The organism is Aeromicrobium stalagmiti (assembly GCF_013283745.1).
GTDB lineage: Bacteria > Actinomycetota > Actinomycetes > Propionibacteriales > Nocardioidaceae > Aeromicrobium > Aeromicrobium stalagmiti.
In genome coordinates this window covers 681,648-695,993 of record NZ_JABSTZ010000001.1, presented here as the reverse complement: position 1 = coordinate 695,993, position 14,346 = coordinate 681,648, and the positions used below count along the sequence as shown (strand labels likewise).

Genomic DNA, 14,346 nt, shown 5'->3' with positions numbered 1-14,346 from the left:
ACACCGATGTCGAAGAACCCCTGGAAGCAGAACCCCTGGTTCGAGTCCGTCGCGGTCGCGCAGCAGCGGGCCAAGAAGCGTCTGCCGTCGTCGGTCTACGGTGCTCTCGTCGCCGGGTCCGAGCGGGGCCAGTCGATGTCCGACAACGAGGCTGCGTTCATGGAGCTCGGCTTCGCGCCGCACGTCGCCGGCCACCAGGCCAAGCGCGAGATGGCGACGACCGTCATGGGCCAGGAGATCTCGCTGCCCGTCATCATGTCGCCGACCGGCGTCCAAGCCGTCCACCCCGACGGCGAGGTGGCCGTGGCGCGCGCCGCCGCTGCCCGGGGCACCGTGATCGGTCTGTCCAACTTCGCCAGCCGCTCGGTCGAGGAGGTCGTGGCGGCCAACCCCGCGACGTTCTTCCAGATGTACTGGACCGGTGACCGCGACGTCATGATCCAGCGCATGGAGCGGGCGAACGCCGCCGGCGCCCAGGGCCTCATCGCCACGCTCGACTGGTCGTTCTCGATGGGACGCGACTGGGGCAGCCCCGAGATCCCCGAGAAGGTCGACTTCAAGACCGCGATGAAGTTTGCGCCGCAGGTCATGCGCAAGCCGCGCTGGCTGAAGTCGTTCGCGACCAACCTGCCCGACCTGACCGCCCCCAACCTCGCCGCGCCCGGCGAGAAGAAGGGCCCGACGTTCTTCGGCGCCTACTACGAGTGGATGACCACCCCGCCCCCGTCGTGGGAGGACGTGGAGTGGATGCGCGAGCAGTGGCACCAGCTGTCGGGCAAGCCGTTCATGCTCAAGGGCGTGTGCCGCGTCGACGACGCCCTGCGTGCGGTCGACGCCGGCGTCTCGGCGATCTCGGTCTCCAACCACGGCGGCAACAACCTCGACGGCACCCCCGCCCCGATCCGGGCGCTGCCCGCCGTCGCCGGCGCCGTGGGCGACCAGATCGAGGTGCTGCTCGACGGCGGCATCCGCCGGGGCAGCGACGTCGTCAAGGCCGTCGCCCTCGGCGCCCGCGCCGTGATGATCGGTCGCGCCTACCTGTGGGGCCTCGCGGCCAACGGTCAGGCCGGCGTCGAGAACGTCCTCGACATCCTGCGCAGCGGCGCCGACTCGGCCCTGCTCGGCATGGGTGTCTCCTCGATCCACGAGGTCACGCCCGAGCACCTGGTCATGGCTCCCGGGTTCGCCCGCGAGCTCGGCCCGGTGGCGCAGAGGTCATGACGCGTCTGGCCGACGCGGCCTGGCCCGAGATCGGTGAGCGTCCGACCGTCCTGGTGCCGGTCGGATCGATCGAGCAGCACGGCCCGCACCTGCCGATGGACACCGACACGACCATCGCCGTGGCGGTGGCCGAGCAGGCCGCCGATGCGCTGGGTGGAGGCACCCTCGTCGCGCCGGCCCTGACGTACGGCTCGAGCGGCGAGCACCAGGCGTTCGCCGGCACGACGTCGATCGGCACCGACGTGCTGCACCGGGTCGTCGTCGAGCTCGTCCGGTCGATGCGCACGTGGTCCGGGCGGATCGTGCTGGTCAACGCCCACGGTGGCAACCTGACGGCGCTCTCGTCGGCGGTCGTGCAGATGGTCGACGAGGGGCACGACGTGTCGTGGGTGCCGTGCGCGACCGAGGACGTCGACCTGCACGCGGGCATCACCGAGACGTCCCTGATGCTGCATCTTCGCCCCGAGTCGGTGCGGCTCGACCGCGCGGTCCCGGGCGACACGCGGCCACTGCGCGAGATCCTGCCGACGCTGATGACCGGGGGAGTCGCGGCGGTCTCACGAAACGGTGTGCTCGGCGACCCGACCGGCGCCGATGCCGAGCACGGGTCTCGAGTCCTGGCGGCGATGGTGGCGCAGACCCTCGAGGCGCTCGATGCCGGCACGGTCGACGCCCGCGGGAGGTTGGCCGTCCCGGTCGCGGCGCCGTGAGCACCCCGCTGCCCGACGGCTTCGTCGTCCGCCTGCACCACGACGTGGTCGTCGGACCCGTCGTCACGCGCGGCGCACGCGTGCTGAGGCTGTCGTCTGCCGGGCGTGACCTGCTGGACGGGCGCGACCTCGAGGTGACGTCGCCGACGACGGCGGCCCTTGCGGGTCGTCTGCTCGACCTGGACCTCGCCGTCCCCGTGCTGGACGAGGTCGGGTCCGGGTCGCCGGCTGACCTCACGATCGTCGTGCCCGTGCGCGACCGTCCGGACGGGGTGGACCGTCTGCTCGCCGAGCTCGCGCCGGTCGTCCGCTGCATCGTCGTCGACGACGCGTCCCGTGATGCCGACGCCCTGGCCCGCGCGGTGCGCCCGCACGGCGCCGCGCTGGTTCGGCTCGACGACAACATGGGCCCCGCCGCGGCTCGCAACCGCGGCCTGCGCGACGTCTCGACTCCCTTCGTCGCCTTCATCGACTCCGACGTCCAGGTCGCGGCGTCCGACCTGCTGCGCCTGCTCGCCCACTTCGCCGATCCGGCCCTCGCCGCGGTGGCCCCCCGTGTCCGGTCCCGAGGGGGCCGCCTCTGGTTCGAGCAGTACGAGGACGCCGCCGGCTCGCTCGACCTCGGTTCGACGTCGGCGACCGTCCGGGCGTGGTCGCCGGTCGCGTACGTCCCCAGCGCCTGCCTGCTCGCGCGGGTCGACGCGATCGGTGCCGGCTTCGACGAAGAGCTCCGCAGCGGCGAGGACGTCGACCTCGTCTGGCGCCTCCTCGACGACGGCCGGCGGGTGCGCCATGCGTCGGAGGTCGACGCGTGGCACGACGGGCGGACGTTGGTGCGGACCTGGCTGGGGCGCAAGGCGTTCTACGGGTCGAGCGCCGCGTCGCTCGCCCGACGACACGGCGAGCGGGTCGCCCCGGCGGTGCTGACCTGGTCGTCGGCCGGCCTCATCGGCTCGTTCCTCGCGCCGCGCCGCCTGCTGGCCCCGGCCGTCGGGCTGGCGGTCGCACGACAGTGGCGAGCGGTCTCGGCCGACCTGCCGGGCATCGATGCGCGAACCCGAGCGCGGGTCGCGGCAGCGGGCGCGACCGTCACGGCGCGACAGGCGACCGACCTGACGCTGCGGCACTGGTGGCCGGTGTCACTGGTGGCCGCCACGGCCTCGCGCCGCGTGAGGGGGATCGTCGCCGTGATGGCCGTGGCCGACGGGCTGCTCGCCCGCTCCCGCGCCGAGACCCGGCTCGACCCGGTGCGGTTCGTCGCAGCCCGGCGTGCCGACGACCTCGCGTACGGCGCGGGCGTCTGGTGGGCCGCGTGGCGCGACCGGTCGGTCCGCTCCCTGCTGCCCCGCTGGTTGCCGACCCGGCGTCAGGCGCGTCCGTGACCTACGACTACGTGGTCGTCGGAGCCGGCGCCGCGGGCTGTGTGCTCGCGAACCGGCTGTCGGCCGATCCTGCGGTGCAGGTCCTGCTCGTCGAGGACGGAGGCTCGGGCCGCGCCCCGATCCTCTCGGTGCCCCGTGCGTTCTACTTCAGCCTGCGGTCCGGGCGGCACACGCGCCGCTACCCGACCCGGCCGTCGTCCGGCGTCCCGGCCGAGGCGTGGATCCGCGGGCGTGGTCTGGGCGGGTCGACCGCGGTCAACGGGCTGATGTACGTCCGCGGGGCCGCCGCCGACTTCGACGCGTTGGAGGCCCGCGGCAATCCCGGCTGGGGTGCGCCGGACTTCCTGCGCGCCTATCGCGCGATGGAGGACCACCAGCTCGGTGCCTCGGCGACCCGGGGGGCCGGGGGACCGCTCGCGGTGTCGGTGCCGCGGCCCGTCGACGAGGTCACCGACGGGGTCATCGCCGGGGCCTCGAGCCTGGGTCTGCGCCGGGTCGACGACTTCAACGACTCCGACGACGAGCGCATCTCCTTCACGCCCGCCACGATCGCCCGGGGCCGCCGCGTCAGCGCCGCGACGGCGTTCCTGGCTCCGGTCCGCCATCGTCCCAACCTCACCGTCGCCACCCACACCCGCGCCGAGCTGCTCCTGGTCGAGGGGGACGCCGTCGTCGGCGTCCGGCTGCGCCGCCGCGAACGGGTCGAGGACGTGCTCGTGCGCCGGGAGGTGCTGGTCGCCGCAGGCACGGTCGAGAGCCCGCTGCTGCTCGAGCGCTCGGGGATCGGTCACCCCGAGGTGCTTGCGGCCGCCGGGGTCGACCTGCTGGTGGAGAGCCCGCGCGTCGGCTCGGGCGTCGTCGAGCAGCGGGGAGCCAGCCTGCAGGTGCGCTTCGGTGGCCGACTCGGCACGACGGAGCGGCTCAACACCTTCCCGCGTCAGGCTCGCGAGGCGGCGCGATATCTCGTGACCCGGCGCGGTCCCGTGGCGACCAGCGGCTACGACGTCGTCAGCGCGTTCCGGTCCTCGCCCGACGTCGAGCGGCCCGACGTGCAGGGCGTGTGGGTGCCGATGGCGCTTGACGAGACCGCCACGCAGATGCAGCTCGCGCCCTACTCGGGCCTGCTCTTCACCGGCTACGTGCTGCGGCCCACCACCGCCGGGTCGATCCATGTGACGTCGGGCGACCCGCAGGCGGAGCCGCTGGTCGACGCCCACTACCTCCAGGACGTTGCCGAGCAGCGGGCGACCGCGACGATCATCGACCACGCTCGCCGGGTCATCGCGGCGTCGCCGCTCGCCGATCGGGTGGAGGCCGAGGTCTTCCCGGGCGCGGGGGTGGCGGACGCCGACGACGTGGTCGAGTACGCGCGCTCGGCCGGCGGCGGGATCTATCACGCCGTGGGATCGTGCGCGATGGGCCCGCACCAGGACGACGTCGTCGACGCCGGCCTGAGGGTGCGCGGAGTGCGGGGCCTGCGGGTGGTCGATGCGTCGGTGCTCCCGCAGCAGGTCTCGGGCAACTCGGCCGCCCCCGTCATGGCTCTCGCCTGGCTCGCGGCCGACCGCATCGTCGCCGACGCCTGAGCCGACCGCGGCCCGATGGTGGCACCTGTCATCACCAACATCCGGCAAACTGTTGACAGTTGACAGACCTGCGATTCACAATGAGAGCAGACGAGCACCTGTCCAGTCCGCCTCTAGCGTGGGTTGCGGGCAGAATCAGTCAGAACTGTCCGCGAGAACGTGCCCACGATCGGGAGGAAAAGTTGTGAGTGATGGTGCTGCGACCGAGCTGACACGCGATGGGACCTTCTCGGCCCGGACGGAGACGCTCGTCCGCGAGATGATCCTCGACGGCACGATCGCGCCGGGCGACCGCCTCAACGAGGTGTCGCTCGCCTCGGCCCTCGGCATCAGCCGCGGTCCGCTCCGCGAGGCGATCCAGCGGCTCGCCGGCGAGGGCCTGCTGACGATCATCAGCCACCGGGGCGCGTTCGTCCGGACCTTCGAGGCGCGCGAGATCGACGAGCTCTACGACATGCGCACGGCCTACGAGATGTACGCCGCGCGACTGGTCTGCGAGCGGGCGACCGACGACGACCTCGCCGCGCTCGACGCCTTCGTCTCCGAGACGGCCGAGGCCATGTCGTCCGGTGGTGGGGGCAGCTATCCCGCCGATCGTGACTTCCACGTGCGCCTCCTGCACCTCGCCGGCAACGCGACCCTCGAGCGCGCTGCGCTGGAGACCCAGGCGCAGATCTCGCTCGCGCGGTCGATGTCGGCCCAGGTGCCGGTCCGCGCCAAGGCGGCACTGGACGAGCACGCCGACATCGTCGCGGCACTCCAGGCACGCTCCGCGGACGACGCGGCCCACTTCGTACGCCAGCACCTCGACCACGCCCGGCGCAGCGCCCTTGCTGCGCTCGGCTTCGACGACGACTCCCGAAGGGGCAGTGAGACCTCATGACGACACCGCATCGGCTGCGTGAGCTGATCAACCGGGAGGGCGGCCCGATCCTTCTCCCCGGAGCGCCCAACGCGCTCACGGCTCGCGTGATCGAGCAGGCAGGCTTCGAGGCGGTCTACGTCTCCGGAGCAGGTCTGACGAACACCTATCTCGGGATGCCCGACCTCGGCCTGCTGTCGGTGACCGAGCTCGTCGGCCACGTCGCCGCCATGGCGGAGGCCGTCTCCATCCCGCTCGTGGTCGATGCGGACACCGGCTTCGGCAACGCGCTCAACGTGCAGCGCACCGTGCGCCAGCTCGAGCGCGCCGGCGCCTCGGCGATCCAGCTCGAGGACCAGGTCAGCCCCAAGAAGTGCGGTCACTTCGCCGGCAAGGACGTCGTCTCGCAGCAGGAGATGGTCGGCAAGGTCCACGCGGCCGTCGACGCACGTCTTGACGAGGACCTGCTGATCATCGCCCGCACCGACGCCCTCGCGACCGAGGGCCTGGAGGCGGCGTGCGAGCGTGCGGCTGCCTACTCCGAGGCCGGCGCCGACATCCTGTTCGTCGAGGCGCCGCGGACCCGCGAGCAGATGGACTACATCGTGCGCAACGTCCCGGGCTTCCACATGGCCAACATGGTCGAGGGCGGCCTGACGCCGCTGACCTCGCGCGACGAGCTCGGCGAGATCGGCTTCTCGATCGCGTTGTACGCCAACGCCGCGATGCGTGGTGCGGTCGCCGGCATGCGTCTGGTCATGGACCACCTGGCCCAGCACGGCGACACCCTGGGTGCCGCCGACCTGATGATCTCGTGGGAGGACCGCCAGGGCCTCGTGCGCAAGCCCGAGTTCGACGAGCTCGACCGCCGGTATGCCGCCGACCTCCCGGCAGAAGGTGTCGTGGCATGACGGTGCACGACACCCGCCTGGCCGGTGGCCGGGTCTTCCTGCACGGCTCGGGCCTCGAGGACGTCGACCTGCTCATCACCGACGGACTGGTCGCGGGCATCGTGTCCCGCGACTCCGACGCCGAGGCCCGCGAGGTCGTCCAGCTCGGTGGCAAGCTCGTGCTGCCCGGCGCGATCGACCCGCACGTGCACCTCGGCAAGGACATCCGCGTCCCGCGCGACCCCGACGATGCGCGTCTGGAGACCGCGTCGGCCGCCGCCGGCGGCATCACGTCGATGCTCGTCTACCTCATGAGCGGCGAGCCCTACGAGACCGTCGTCCCGGGCGCGCAGGCCGTCATGGAGCAGGACTCCTACGTCGACTTCGGCTTCCACATCTGTGTCGGCACCGACGACCACGTGCACGACATCCCGGCCTACATGCGCGAGTTCGGCATCTCCAGCTTCAAGTTCTTCATGAACTTCAAGGGCGAGGAGGGTGCCTACCTCGGCCTGCCGGGCAACGACGACGGCTACATGTACGACGTCCTGGGCATGGCCGCCGACAACGGCGCCATGATCAACCCGCACCCCGAGAACATCGAGCTGGTGTGGAAGCTCAAGAACCGCCCGATCGACGAGTCACGCGGTCCGCTGAGCGCGTGGAACCAGTCGCGTCCCTCGTTCGTCGAGGCAGAGGCGGTCCAGCGCGTCGCCTACATGGCCCAGATCACCGGTGCCTCGGTCTATGCCGTGCACACCAGCAGCCAGCTCGCGCTGGAGGCCATGGAGCGGCAGCGTCGCTCGTACGAGAACCTGTTCGTCGAGACCTGCACCCAGTACCTGACCCTGACGACCGAGGCCGACTGCGGCACCTACGGCAAGGTCAACCCGCCCATCCGTGAGCGCGCCGATCTCGAGGCGCTGTGGGTCGCGCTGGCCGAGGGCAAGGTCGACACCGTCGGCTCCGACCACAACGCGCGTCACCGCTCCTTCAAGGAGAAGGACGTCTGGACCGCCTCGGCCGGCTTCCCCGGCACGGGTGGTGTGCTGCCGCTGACGCTGAGCGAGGGCCTGCGTCGCGGGGTCCCGCTCGACCGGCTGGTCGACGCCACGTCCACCCGTGCGGCCAAGCTGTTCGGGATGTATCCGCAGAAGGGCACGATCCGCGTCGGCTCCGACGCCGACATCGCGGTCGTCGACCTCGACGGCAGCTATGTCATCAACGCCGCGACGCAGCACTCCGGCGCGGACTACACGCCGTGGGAGGGCACCGAGGTGCCCCTGCAGGTCGTCCACACGCTGGTGCGCGGCGAGTTCGCGCTGCGCGACGGACAGCTCGCCGAGCGCACCACCGGACGCTACCTGCGCCGTGAGCACAGTGGCGCGGCCGCACTGGCCGCCGCCGACAGCGAGGGAGAGGCATGACCCAGGACATCATCGACGACGTCACGCGCGAGAGGTACGACGCGGCCGGCTTCGGCCGACCGGTCGGCCTCGGGTCCAAGCCGGCGCTGCTGATCATCGACGTGCAGTACCGCACGACGGGCACGACGCCCGCGCCGTTCGACCGGGCGATCGAGGAGTTCACGACGAGCTGCGGCGACGTCGCGTGGGACGCGGTCGCCAACATCAGGCGGCTCCTGGAGCTGTTCCGGTCGAAGGGTTGGCCGGTCCTCTATCCGTACGTCGCGCCCAAGAAGGCCTTCGACGCCGGAGCGCTGGGAGCCAAGGTGCCCGGCATCATGGACATCCCCGACCAGGGCTATGAGTTCCACCCCGACATCGCGCCGCTCGAGGGCGAGATCCTGCTCCCCAAGCGGCACCCCAGCGCCTTCTTCGGCACCCCGCTGCTGAGCTATCTGGTGCAGGCCGGCGTCGACTCGCTCGTCGTCACGGGATGCTCGACGTCGGGCTGCGTCCGCGGCAGCGCCGTCGACGCGTTCTCCTACAACTACAAGGTCGCGGTGCCGTCCGACGCGGTCTACGACCGCAGCCCGCTGGTGCACGAGGTCAACCTGTTCGACATGGGCCAGAAGTACGCCGACGTGTCGACGACGGCAGAGCTGCTCGGCTCGCTGCAGGCGATCGGCGCCTGATGTCCTCCGCCGGCCCGGGCTACATCGTCGCCGAGGTGACGGTCCACGACGCCGAGACGTACGACCAGTACGTCGAGCGCAGCGGGCCGGTGCTCGAGAAGTACGGTGCCAGGCTGCTGGCGCACGCCTTCCCGGCCCAGGGCGAGCTGGTCGTCCGCGAGGGCGGACGCGAGTTCGAGCGCCTCGTGCTGGTGCAGTTCGAGAGCCTCGACCGGGTCACGGAGTTCTACGACTCCGACGACTACCAGGCGATCGTGGGGCTGCGGCACGACTCCGCGACCTCGCACGTCTATCACCTGCAGGGCGTCCCCGGAGACGTGCCGAGCGCCTGAGTGCCGAGCGGCTCGACCCCGTCCCCGATCGCGCAGCGGTCCGGGGGCGGGGTCCTTGGCCTGTCCGCGGCCCTGGGAAACGTGACGAGAAGGACGTAACGCAACGTTTACTGAAAACTGTTGACAGTTTGCAGTTAACGAATATAGCGTGACACGCGTCATAGTCATCCGATCGGAAGCAGGTTCATGTACTCCGCTGCCTGGAACGAGCTGCCTGAGGTCGAGGGCCTGCCCAACAACTTCCGCCGCGCCGCCGCCGGCCGGGAGATGGGCGTCAACCACATCCGTTGGGTCCACCCGACCGAGCTGCCGCTCCACACGCACCCGGACGCCGAGCAGGCCATCGTCATGCTGAGCGGCCAGATCGCCTTCACGATCGACGGCACCGAGCTGACGCTGCGCGCCGGCGACGTCGCGATCGTCCCCCGCCACGCGGTCCACGGCGGCCACAGTATCGAGGGTGAGGCCGAGTTCATCGAGGTCTTCGCCCCGCTGCGCATCGAGAACCTCGTCGGCTTCCTCGGCGGACCGTCCATGCCCGACCAGGAGAACAACGCATGACCCTCCAGCAGATCACCGCCCGCGTCCACGTCGAGACGGCCCACCTGGGCAGCAACAACTCGATCATCGTGGGCGACGACGGCCTGATCCTGGTCGACTCCCCGCACCGTCCGACCGACGCCGTGCGGTGGAACGAGACCGTGTCGACCTTCGGCGAGACCCGCTTCGTGGTCAACACCGACCACCACCCCGACCACACGATCGGCAACTTCTGGCAGGGCGGTGAGGTCGTCGGCCACCAAGGCACCCGTGAGCGCCTGCTCACCGAGCCGCCGACCGACGAGTACCTCCGTGACCTGTTCTCGCGCATCGATCCCGAAGCTGTCGCCTGGGTCGACGACTACACCGTCCGGGTCCCCAACGTCGTGTTCACCGAGCGCCTCGACCTCCACGTCGCCGGTGCGAGCCTGGAGCTGACGTTCCGCCCGGGGCACACCGCCAACAGCCTGCTCGCCTGGTTCCCCCAGGACGCCGTGATCTTCACCGGCGACATCGTCTGCGAGGCCGGCCTGCCGTCCTTCCAGGACTCGCGACTGTCGAACTGGTTCGACGCCATCGACGCGGTCGCCGAGTACGACTTCCAGTTCCTCGTCCCCGGTCACGGGGAGGTGGCCGATCGGGCGGTGGTCGACCACTACCGCCAGCTCGGCCGAGAGGTCGTGGCCGACGTGGCCGCGGCGATCTCATCGGGTCACGATCGCGACCAGGCGTGTGACGAGATCCGTTTCGAGGACAACATCCACGTCGACACGGACGACTACGTCGGCTACCCCGACGCGCTCGTGGAGATGTTCCAGCGTCGATCCATCGCCCGCATCTACGACGACCTGATCGAAGACCCCGCACTCGCGAACCGATAACCGACCCCCATTCGAGACTGAGCGAGCATCACCCCCGTACCACCAGCCCCCCACCCCATTGGAGTACTGATGCACATCAAGAAGCTCTCGGCAGTGGCAGCCACCACGGCTGCACTGCTCGTTCTCGGAGCCTGCGGAAGCAGCTCCTCCGACGGAGGATCCGCCGGATCCGGCGGCGACACGGCCAAGGCAGACGCGGCCCAGAAGATCGTCGACGCAGCCACGTCCATCCCCAGCACGAGCGACCTCGGCGAGGCCATCGACGCCTCGAAGCTCTCGGGCAAGACGATCTACAGCATCCCGATCGACAGCAAGGCCGAGTTCTACTCCTTCGGCGAGAAGGCCATGAAGGCCGTCGCGGCCAAGGCCGGCGTCAAGTTCGTCACCTTCCCGGCCGACGGCACGCCGACGTCGTTCCAGCAGGGCATCAAGCAGGCCATCAACGCCAAGGCCGGCGCGATCCTCCTGAACGGCCCGCTGCCCTCGACCCTCGGCCCGCAGATCGACGAGGCCAAGGCGGCCGGCATCCCCGTCATCCCGCTGCACCTCTCCGACAGCCAGGGCCCCGGCAGCGAAGGACTCGACTACGAGGCCTTCGCACCGTTCAACGAGTCCGCGGGCCTCATGGCCCAGTACGCGATCGCCGACCTGAAGGGCGAGCCGGTCCACGCGCTCGTCATCGAGGTCTCCGAGACCGGCCCGTCCGAGGGCATGGTCAAGACGATCAAGGACACGCTCAAGGCGGACGGCCCGGCCGGATCGACTGTCACGACGATCAACTCGCCGGTCGCCCAGTGGTCGACACAGGTCCAGGGCCAGGTGCAGTCGGCGGTCCTGAAGGACCCGAAGATCAACGCCGTGCTCCCCATCTACGACTCGATCGCCCTCTACGCCGCTCCCGGCATCAAGCAGGCCGCTCCGTCGAAGAACATCGGCATCTACTCCTTCAACGGCACGCCGTCGATCCTCAAGCTGATCGGTGACGGCAACGGCGAGGTCCGCATGGACATCGCGGAGAACCCCGACTGGGTCGCCTACGTCAACATCGACACGGCCTTCCGCGCCATGCTCGGCGTCGATCCCATCAAGGGCGCATCGGGCCCGATCCGTGTCATCGACGGCTCCAACGTCAGCGAGACCGGCAACCCGCCGGAGAGCGGCAAGGGCTTCGGCGACGAGTACCCGAGCGCGTACCTCAAGCTGTGGGGCCTGAGCTAGAGATGACGAACGCTGAGCAGTCCGAGCACACCGACGACCTCGCGGTCACGACCGCGCCGTTGCTGGAGATCTCCGGCCTCGCGAAGGCCTTCAACGGAGTTCCCGCACTCCGTGGGGTCGACCTCGCCGTACGACCCGGAGAGGTGCACGGGCTGCTCGGCGCCAACGGGAGTGGCAAGTCCACCCTCATCAAGATCCTGGCCGGCTTCCACGACGCCGACGGCGGCCGGGTCACGGTCCACGGCACGTCGGTGCAGTCGCCGTTCGGTGCCCGTGGGCTCCGTGACCACGGCCTCGGGTTCGTCCACCAGGACCTCGGACTCGCGTCCGAGGCCTCGGTGGTCGAGCACGTCGCCCTCGACGGCGCCGGGCAGGCCCGCGGCGGCCGTCGGGTCGACTGGAAGGCCGAACGGCTGCGGGTCCGCAGCCTCCTCGAGCGCTTCGAGATCGACGTCGACGCCGACGCCAAGATCGACACCCTGACCCCGGTGCAGCGCGCCATGGTCGCCGTGGTCCGCGCGGTGGGCTCCCAGGAGCTCACGGCAGACGGCGCCCGCAAGGGACAGATCCTCATCCTCGACGAGCCGACGGTGTTCCTGCCGCGGCACGAGGTCGCGCTGCTCTTCCGGCTGCTGCGCCGGCTGCGCGACCAGGGCGACGCCGTCCTGCTGGTCTCGCACGACCTCGACGAGATCCTCGACGTCACCGACCGGGTGACGGTCTTCCGCAACGGCGAGCTCGCCGGCACCCGGGAGACCGCGGGCTCGACCCGCGACGACCTCGTCCAGCTGATCCTGGGGGCGAGCAACGAGCACGTCCCCCGCGGCGCCGCGATCGTCCGCGACGACCGCGCCCCCCTGCTGTCGGCGCGCGGCATCACCGGCACCCGCATCCGTGACCTCGACCTCGACCTGTTCGCCGGTGAGGTCGTGGGGGTCACCGGTCTGGCCGGCTCCGGCTTCGAGGAGCTGCCCGACCTGTTCTACGGGTCGACGCAGGCCAGCGCCGGCACCGTCACGGTCGCCGGCGAGACGGTGCGCAAGGTCAAGCCCTCCGCGTCGATGAAGCAGGGAGTCGTCCTGATCCCTGCCGACCGCAAGGCGCAGGGTGGCGCGGCAGCGCTGAACCTGCTGGAGAACATGTCGCTGCCGTTCCTCGCCCAGCGTGCCAAGGGCTTCCGCATCGGCTGGAGCGAGCTGGAGACCCAGGCCCAGGCCACGTGCGAACGGCTCAACGTCCTGCCGCCCAACCCCCGGGCGGAGTTCGGCCACCTCAGCGGTGGCAACCAGCAGAAGGCACTGCTGGGCAAGTGGCTCGACACGGCACCCCAGGTCATGCTCCTCAACGAGCCGACCCAGGGCGTCGACATCGGCGCGCGGCGCGAGATCTTCAAGCTCATCCGGTCGGCGGTCGCCGAGGGGATGACCGTGCTGTGCGCGACATCCGACTACGAACAGCTCGTGGAGATGGCGGACCGGGTCGTCGTGATCAGCGACGGCACGATCCAGTCCGAGATCTCGGGCGACGACATCACCAAGGACGCGCTCGCGTCCGCGGTCTACGCGGAGGAAGCATCATGAGTGTCATCGACAAGACCACGCCGAACGACGCCGGGTCGCCGTCGCCGCGCAGCGCGCGACGCACGAAGGTCGCCGAGCCCGAGAGGTTCGCGCTGCTGGGCGTCTGGCTGGTGCTGATCATCGCGTTCAGCGTCATCGTCCCGGAGACGTTCCCGACCTCCGCCAACGTCTCGAACATGCTCGGCTCGCAGGCCGTGCTGCTCATCCTCGCGCTCGGTCTCATCATCCCGCTGCGCGCCGGTGACTACGACCTGTCGGTCGCCGCCACGCTCAACCTCGGCGCGATCGTGGTGGCGGTGCTCAACGTGCAACAGGGCTGGAACATCTGGATGGCGGTCGTCGCCGCGCTCGTCGCGTGCACGCTCGTCGGAGTCGTCAACGGCCTGATCATCACGGTGTTCGACATCGACCCGTTCATCGTGACGCTGGGCGTCAGCACCGTCGTCCAGGGCCTCGTCTACCTGATCTCCGGCTCCGTCACGGTCAGCGGCATCGACCGTGACCTGTCCGACGCGGTGCTGACGCAGCCCGCGTTCTCGATCCCGGTCGACTTCTACTACGCCGTCGGCCTGTGCGTGGTCGTCTGGTACGTCTTCGAGCACACCGCGTTCGGCCAGCGCCTCCTCTTCACGGGCCAGAGCCACGACGTCGCCCGTCTCAACGGCGTCAACGTCGCCGGGCTGCGCCGCACGTCGCTCATCGCGTCGGCCTTCATCGCGGGCCTCGCCGGTGTCGTGTTCGCCGGCACCACCGCGAGCGCCGACCCCGTGTCGGGCGCCTCGTTCCTGCTGCCGGCCTTTGCCGCCTGCTTCCTCGGGTCGACGGTGCTCAAGATCGGCCGCTTCAACCCGTGGGGCACGCTGATCGCGGTCTACTTCCTGGTCACCGGCATCACCGGTCTCCAGCTCATGGGCGCGCAGCAGTACGTCCAGCAGCTCTTCTACGGCGGGGCCCTGGTCATCGCCGTCGTCATGTCCAAGCTCGTCCGGGCCCGGGGCGAGAGGCGCCGTCGGGCGCTCGCCGCCACCGCGGTCTGAAGCACCATC

14 protein-coding genes are annotated in these 14,346 nt (G+C 70.5%); all 14 read left to right on the top strand.

Going from position 1 to position 14,346, the window contains the following annotated elements; translation table 11 throughout:
• Positions 1-6: 6 nt before the first annotated feature.
• The 14 genes from mftD to HQK15_RS03285 all read left to right on the top strand — a co-directional run bounded on the left by mftD (position 7) and on the right by HQK15_RS03285 (position 14,337).
• Complete coding sequence (gene mftD, locus HQK15_RS03350) at positions 7-1,221, top strand: pre-mycofactocin synthase MftD (RefSeq protein WP_173489992.1); 1,215 nt, start codon at positions 7-9, stop codon at positions 1,219-1,221.
• Positions 1,218-1,931: a mycofactocin biosynthesis peptidyl-dipeptidase MftE gene (gene mftE, locus HQK15_RS03345; protein ID WP_173489991.1), complete on the top strand. Its 714-nt coding sequence runs from the start codon at positions 1,218-1,220 to the stop codon at positions 1,929-1,931. The genes mftD and mftE overlap by 4 nt, the downstream gene beginning before the upstream one ends.
• Positions 1,928-3,313 carry a mycofactocin biosynthesis glycosyltransferase MftF gene (mftF, locus tag HQK15_RS03340; protein ID WP_173489990.1) on the top strand — a complete coding sequence of 462 codons (1,386 nt, stop codon included), beginning with the start codon at positions 1,928-1,930 and terminating at the stop codon, positions 3,311-3,313. The genes mftE and mftF overlap by 4 nt, the downstream gene beginning before the upstream one ends.
• Entirely contained in the window at positions 3,310-4,899 is a 1,590-nt protein-coding gene (locus HQK15_RS03335; RefSeq protein WP_173489989.1) for a GMC family oxidoreductase, read from the top strand. Before mftF ends, HQK15_RS03335 begins: the two co-directional genes overlap by 4 nt.
• 184 nt (positions 4,900-5,083) lie before the next feature.
• A complete protein-coding gene (locus HQK15_RS18770) occupies positions 5,084-5,782 on the top strand; it encodes a GntR family transcriptional regulator (RefSeq protein WP_173489988.1) in 699 nt (232 codons plus the stop codon).
• Entirely contained in the window at positions 5,779-6,672 is an 894-nt protein-coding gene (locus HQK15_RS03325; RefSeq protein ID WP_173489987.1) for an isocitrate lyase/PEP mutase family protein, read from the top strand. Before HQK15_RS18770 ends, HQK15_RS03325 begins: the two co-directional genes overlap by 4 nt.
• Positions 6,669-8,078, top strand: a complete 1,410-nt coding sequence (locus HQK15_RS03320; RefSeq protein WP_173489986.1) for a dihydroorotase — start codon at positions 6,669-6,671, stop codon at positions 8,076-8,078. Before HQK15_RS03325 ends, HQK15_RS03320 begins: the two co-directional genes overlap by 4 nt.
• Positions 8,075-8,749: an isochorismatase family protein gene (locus tag HQK15_RS03315; protein ID WP_173489985.1), complete on the top strand. Its 675-nt coding sequence runs from the start codon at positions 8,075-8,077 to the stop codon at positions 8,747-8,749. Before HQK15_RS03320 ends, HQK15_RS03315 begins: the two co-directional genes overlap by 4 nt.
• A complete protein-coding gene (locus HQK15_RS03310) occupies positions 8,749-9,081 on the top strand; it encodes a DUF1330 domain-containing protein (RefSeq protein WP_173489984.1) in 333 nt (110 codons plus the stop codon). Before HQK15_RS03315 ends, HQK15_RS03310 begins: the two co-directional genes overlap by 1 nt.
• A 186-nt stretch (positions 9,082-9,267) precedes the next feature.
• Positions 9,268-9,642, top strand: a complete 375-nt coding sequence (locus tag HQK15_RS03305) for a cupin domain-containing protein (RefSeq protein ID WP_173489983.1) — start codon at positions 9,268-9,270, stop codon at positions 9,640-9,642.
• The gene (locus tag HQK15_RS03300; RefSeq protein WP_173489982.1) at positions 9,639-10,502 is read left to right on the top strand and encodes an MBL fold metallo-hydrolase; all 864 of its coding nucleotides are present in this window, start codon (positions 9,639-9,641) and stop codon (positions 10,500-10,502) included. The genes HQK15_RS03305 and HQK15_RS03300 overlap by 4 nt, the downstream gene beginning before the upstream one ends.
• Positions 10,503-10,571: 69 nt before the next feature.
• The gene (locus HQK15_RS03295) at positions 10,572-11,720 is read left to right on the top strand and encodes a sugar ABC transporter substrate-binding protein (protein WP_173489981.1); all 1,149 of its coding nucleotides are present in this window, start codon (positions 10,572-10,574) and stop codon (positions 11,718-11,720) included.
• Between the two features lie 2 nt (positions 11,721-11,722).
• Positions 11,723-13,300 carry a sugar ABC transporter ATP-binding protein gene (locus HQK15_RS03290; RefSeq protein WP_173489980.1) on the top strand — a complete coding sequence of 526 codons (1,578 nt, stop codon included), beginning with the start codon at positions 11,723-11,725 and terminating at the stop codon, positions 13,298-13,300.
• Positions 13,297-14,337, top strand: a complete 1,041-nt coding sequence (locus HQK15_RS03285) for an ABC transporter permease (RefSeq protein WP_173489979.1) — start codon at positions 13,297-13,299, stop codon at positions 14,335-14,337. The genes HQK15_RS03290 and HQK15_RS03285 overlap by 4 nt, the downstream gene beginning before the upstream one ends.
• Positions 14,338-14,346 lie beyond the last annotated feature (9 nt).

Excerpts from the sequence above, each read along its gene's own strand:
- HQK15_RS03285 (WP_173489979.1), top strand. The coding sequence starts at position 13,297 with ATGAGTGTCATCGACAAGACCACGCCGAACGACGCCGGGTCGCCGTCG.
- HQK15_RS03310 (WP_173489984.1), top strand. The coding sequence starts at position 8,749 with ATGTCCTCCGCCGGCCCGGGCTACATCGTCGCCGAGGTGACGGTCCAC.
- mftD (WP_173489992.1), top strand. The coding sequence starts at position 7 with ATGTCGAAGAACCCCTGGAAGCAGAACCCCTGGTTCGAGTCCGTCGCG.
- mftE (WP_173489991.1), top strand. The coding sequence starts at position 1,218 with ATGACGCGTCTGGCCGACGCGGCCTGGCCCGAGATCGGTGAGCGTCCG.
- HQK15_RS03300 (WP_173489982.1), top strand. The coding sequence starts at position 9,639 with ATGACCCTCCAGCAGATCACCGCCCGCGTCCACGTCGAGACGGCCCAC.
- HQK15_RS03325 (WP_173489987.1), top strand. The coding sequence starts at position 5,779 with ATGACGACACCGCATCGGCTGCGTGAGCTGATCAACCGGGAGGGCGGC.
- HQK15_RS03305 (WP_173489983.1), top strand. The coding sequence starts at position 9,268 with ATGTACTCCGCTGCCTGGAACGAGCTGCCTGAGGTCGAGGGCCTGCCC.
- HQK15_RS03290 (WP_173489980.1), top strand. The coding sequence starts at position 11,723 with ATGACGAACGCTGAGCAGTCCGAGCACACCGACGACCTCGCGGTCACG.
- HQK15_RS03320 (WP_173489986.1), top strand. The coding sequence starts at position 6,669 with ATGACGGTGCACGACACCCGCCTGGCCGGTGGCCGGGTCTTCCTGCAC.
- HQK15_RS03315 (WP_173489985.1), top strand. The coding sequence starts at position 8,075 with ATGACCCAGGACATCATCGACGACGTCACGCGCGAGAGGTACGACGCG.
- HQK15_RS03295 (WP_173489981.1), top strand. The coding sequence starts at position 10,572 with ATGCACATCAAGAAGCTCTCGGCAGTGGCAGCCACCACGGCTGCACTG.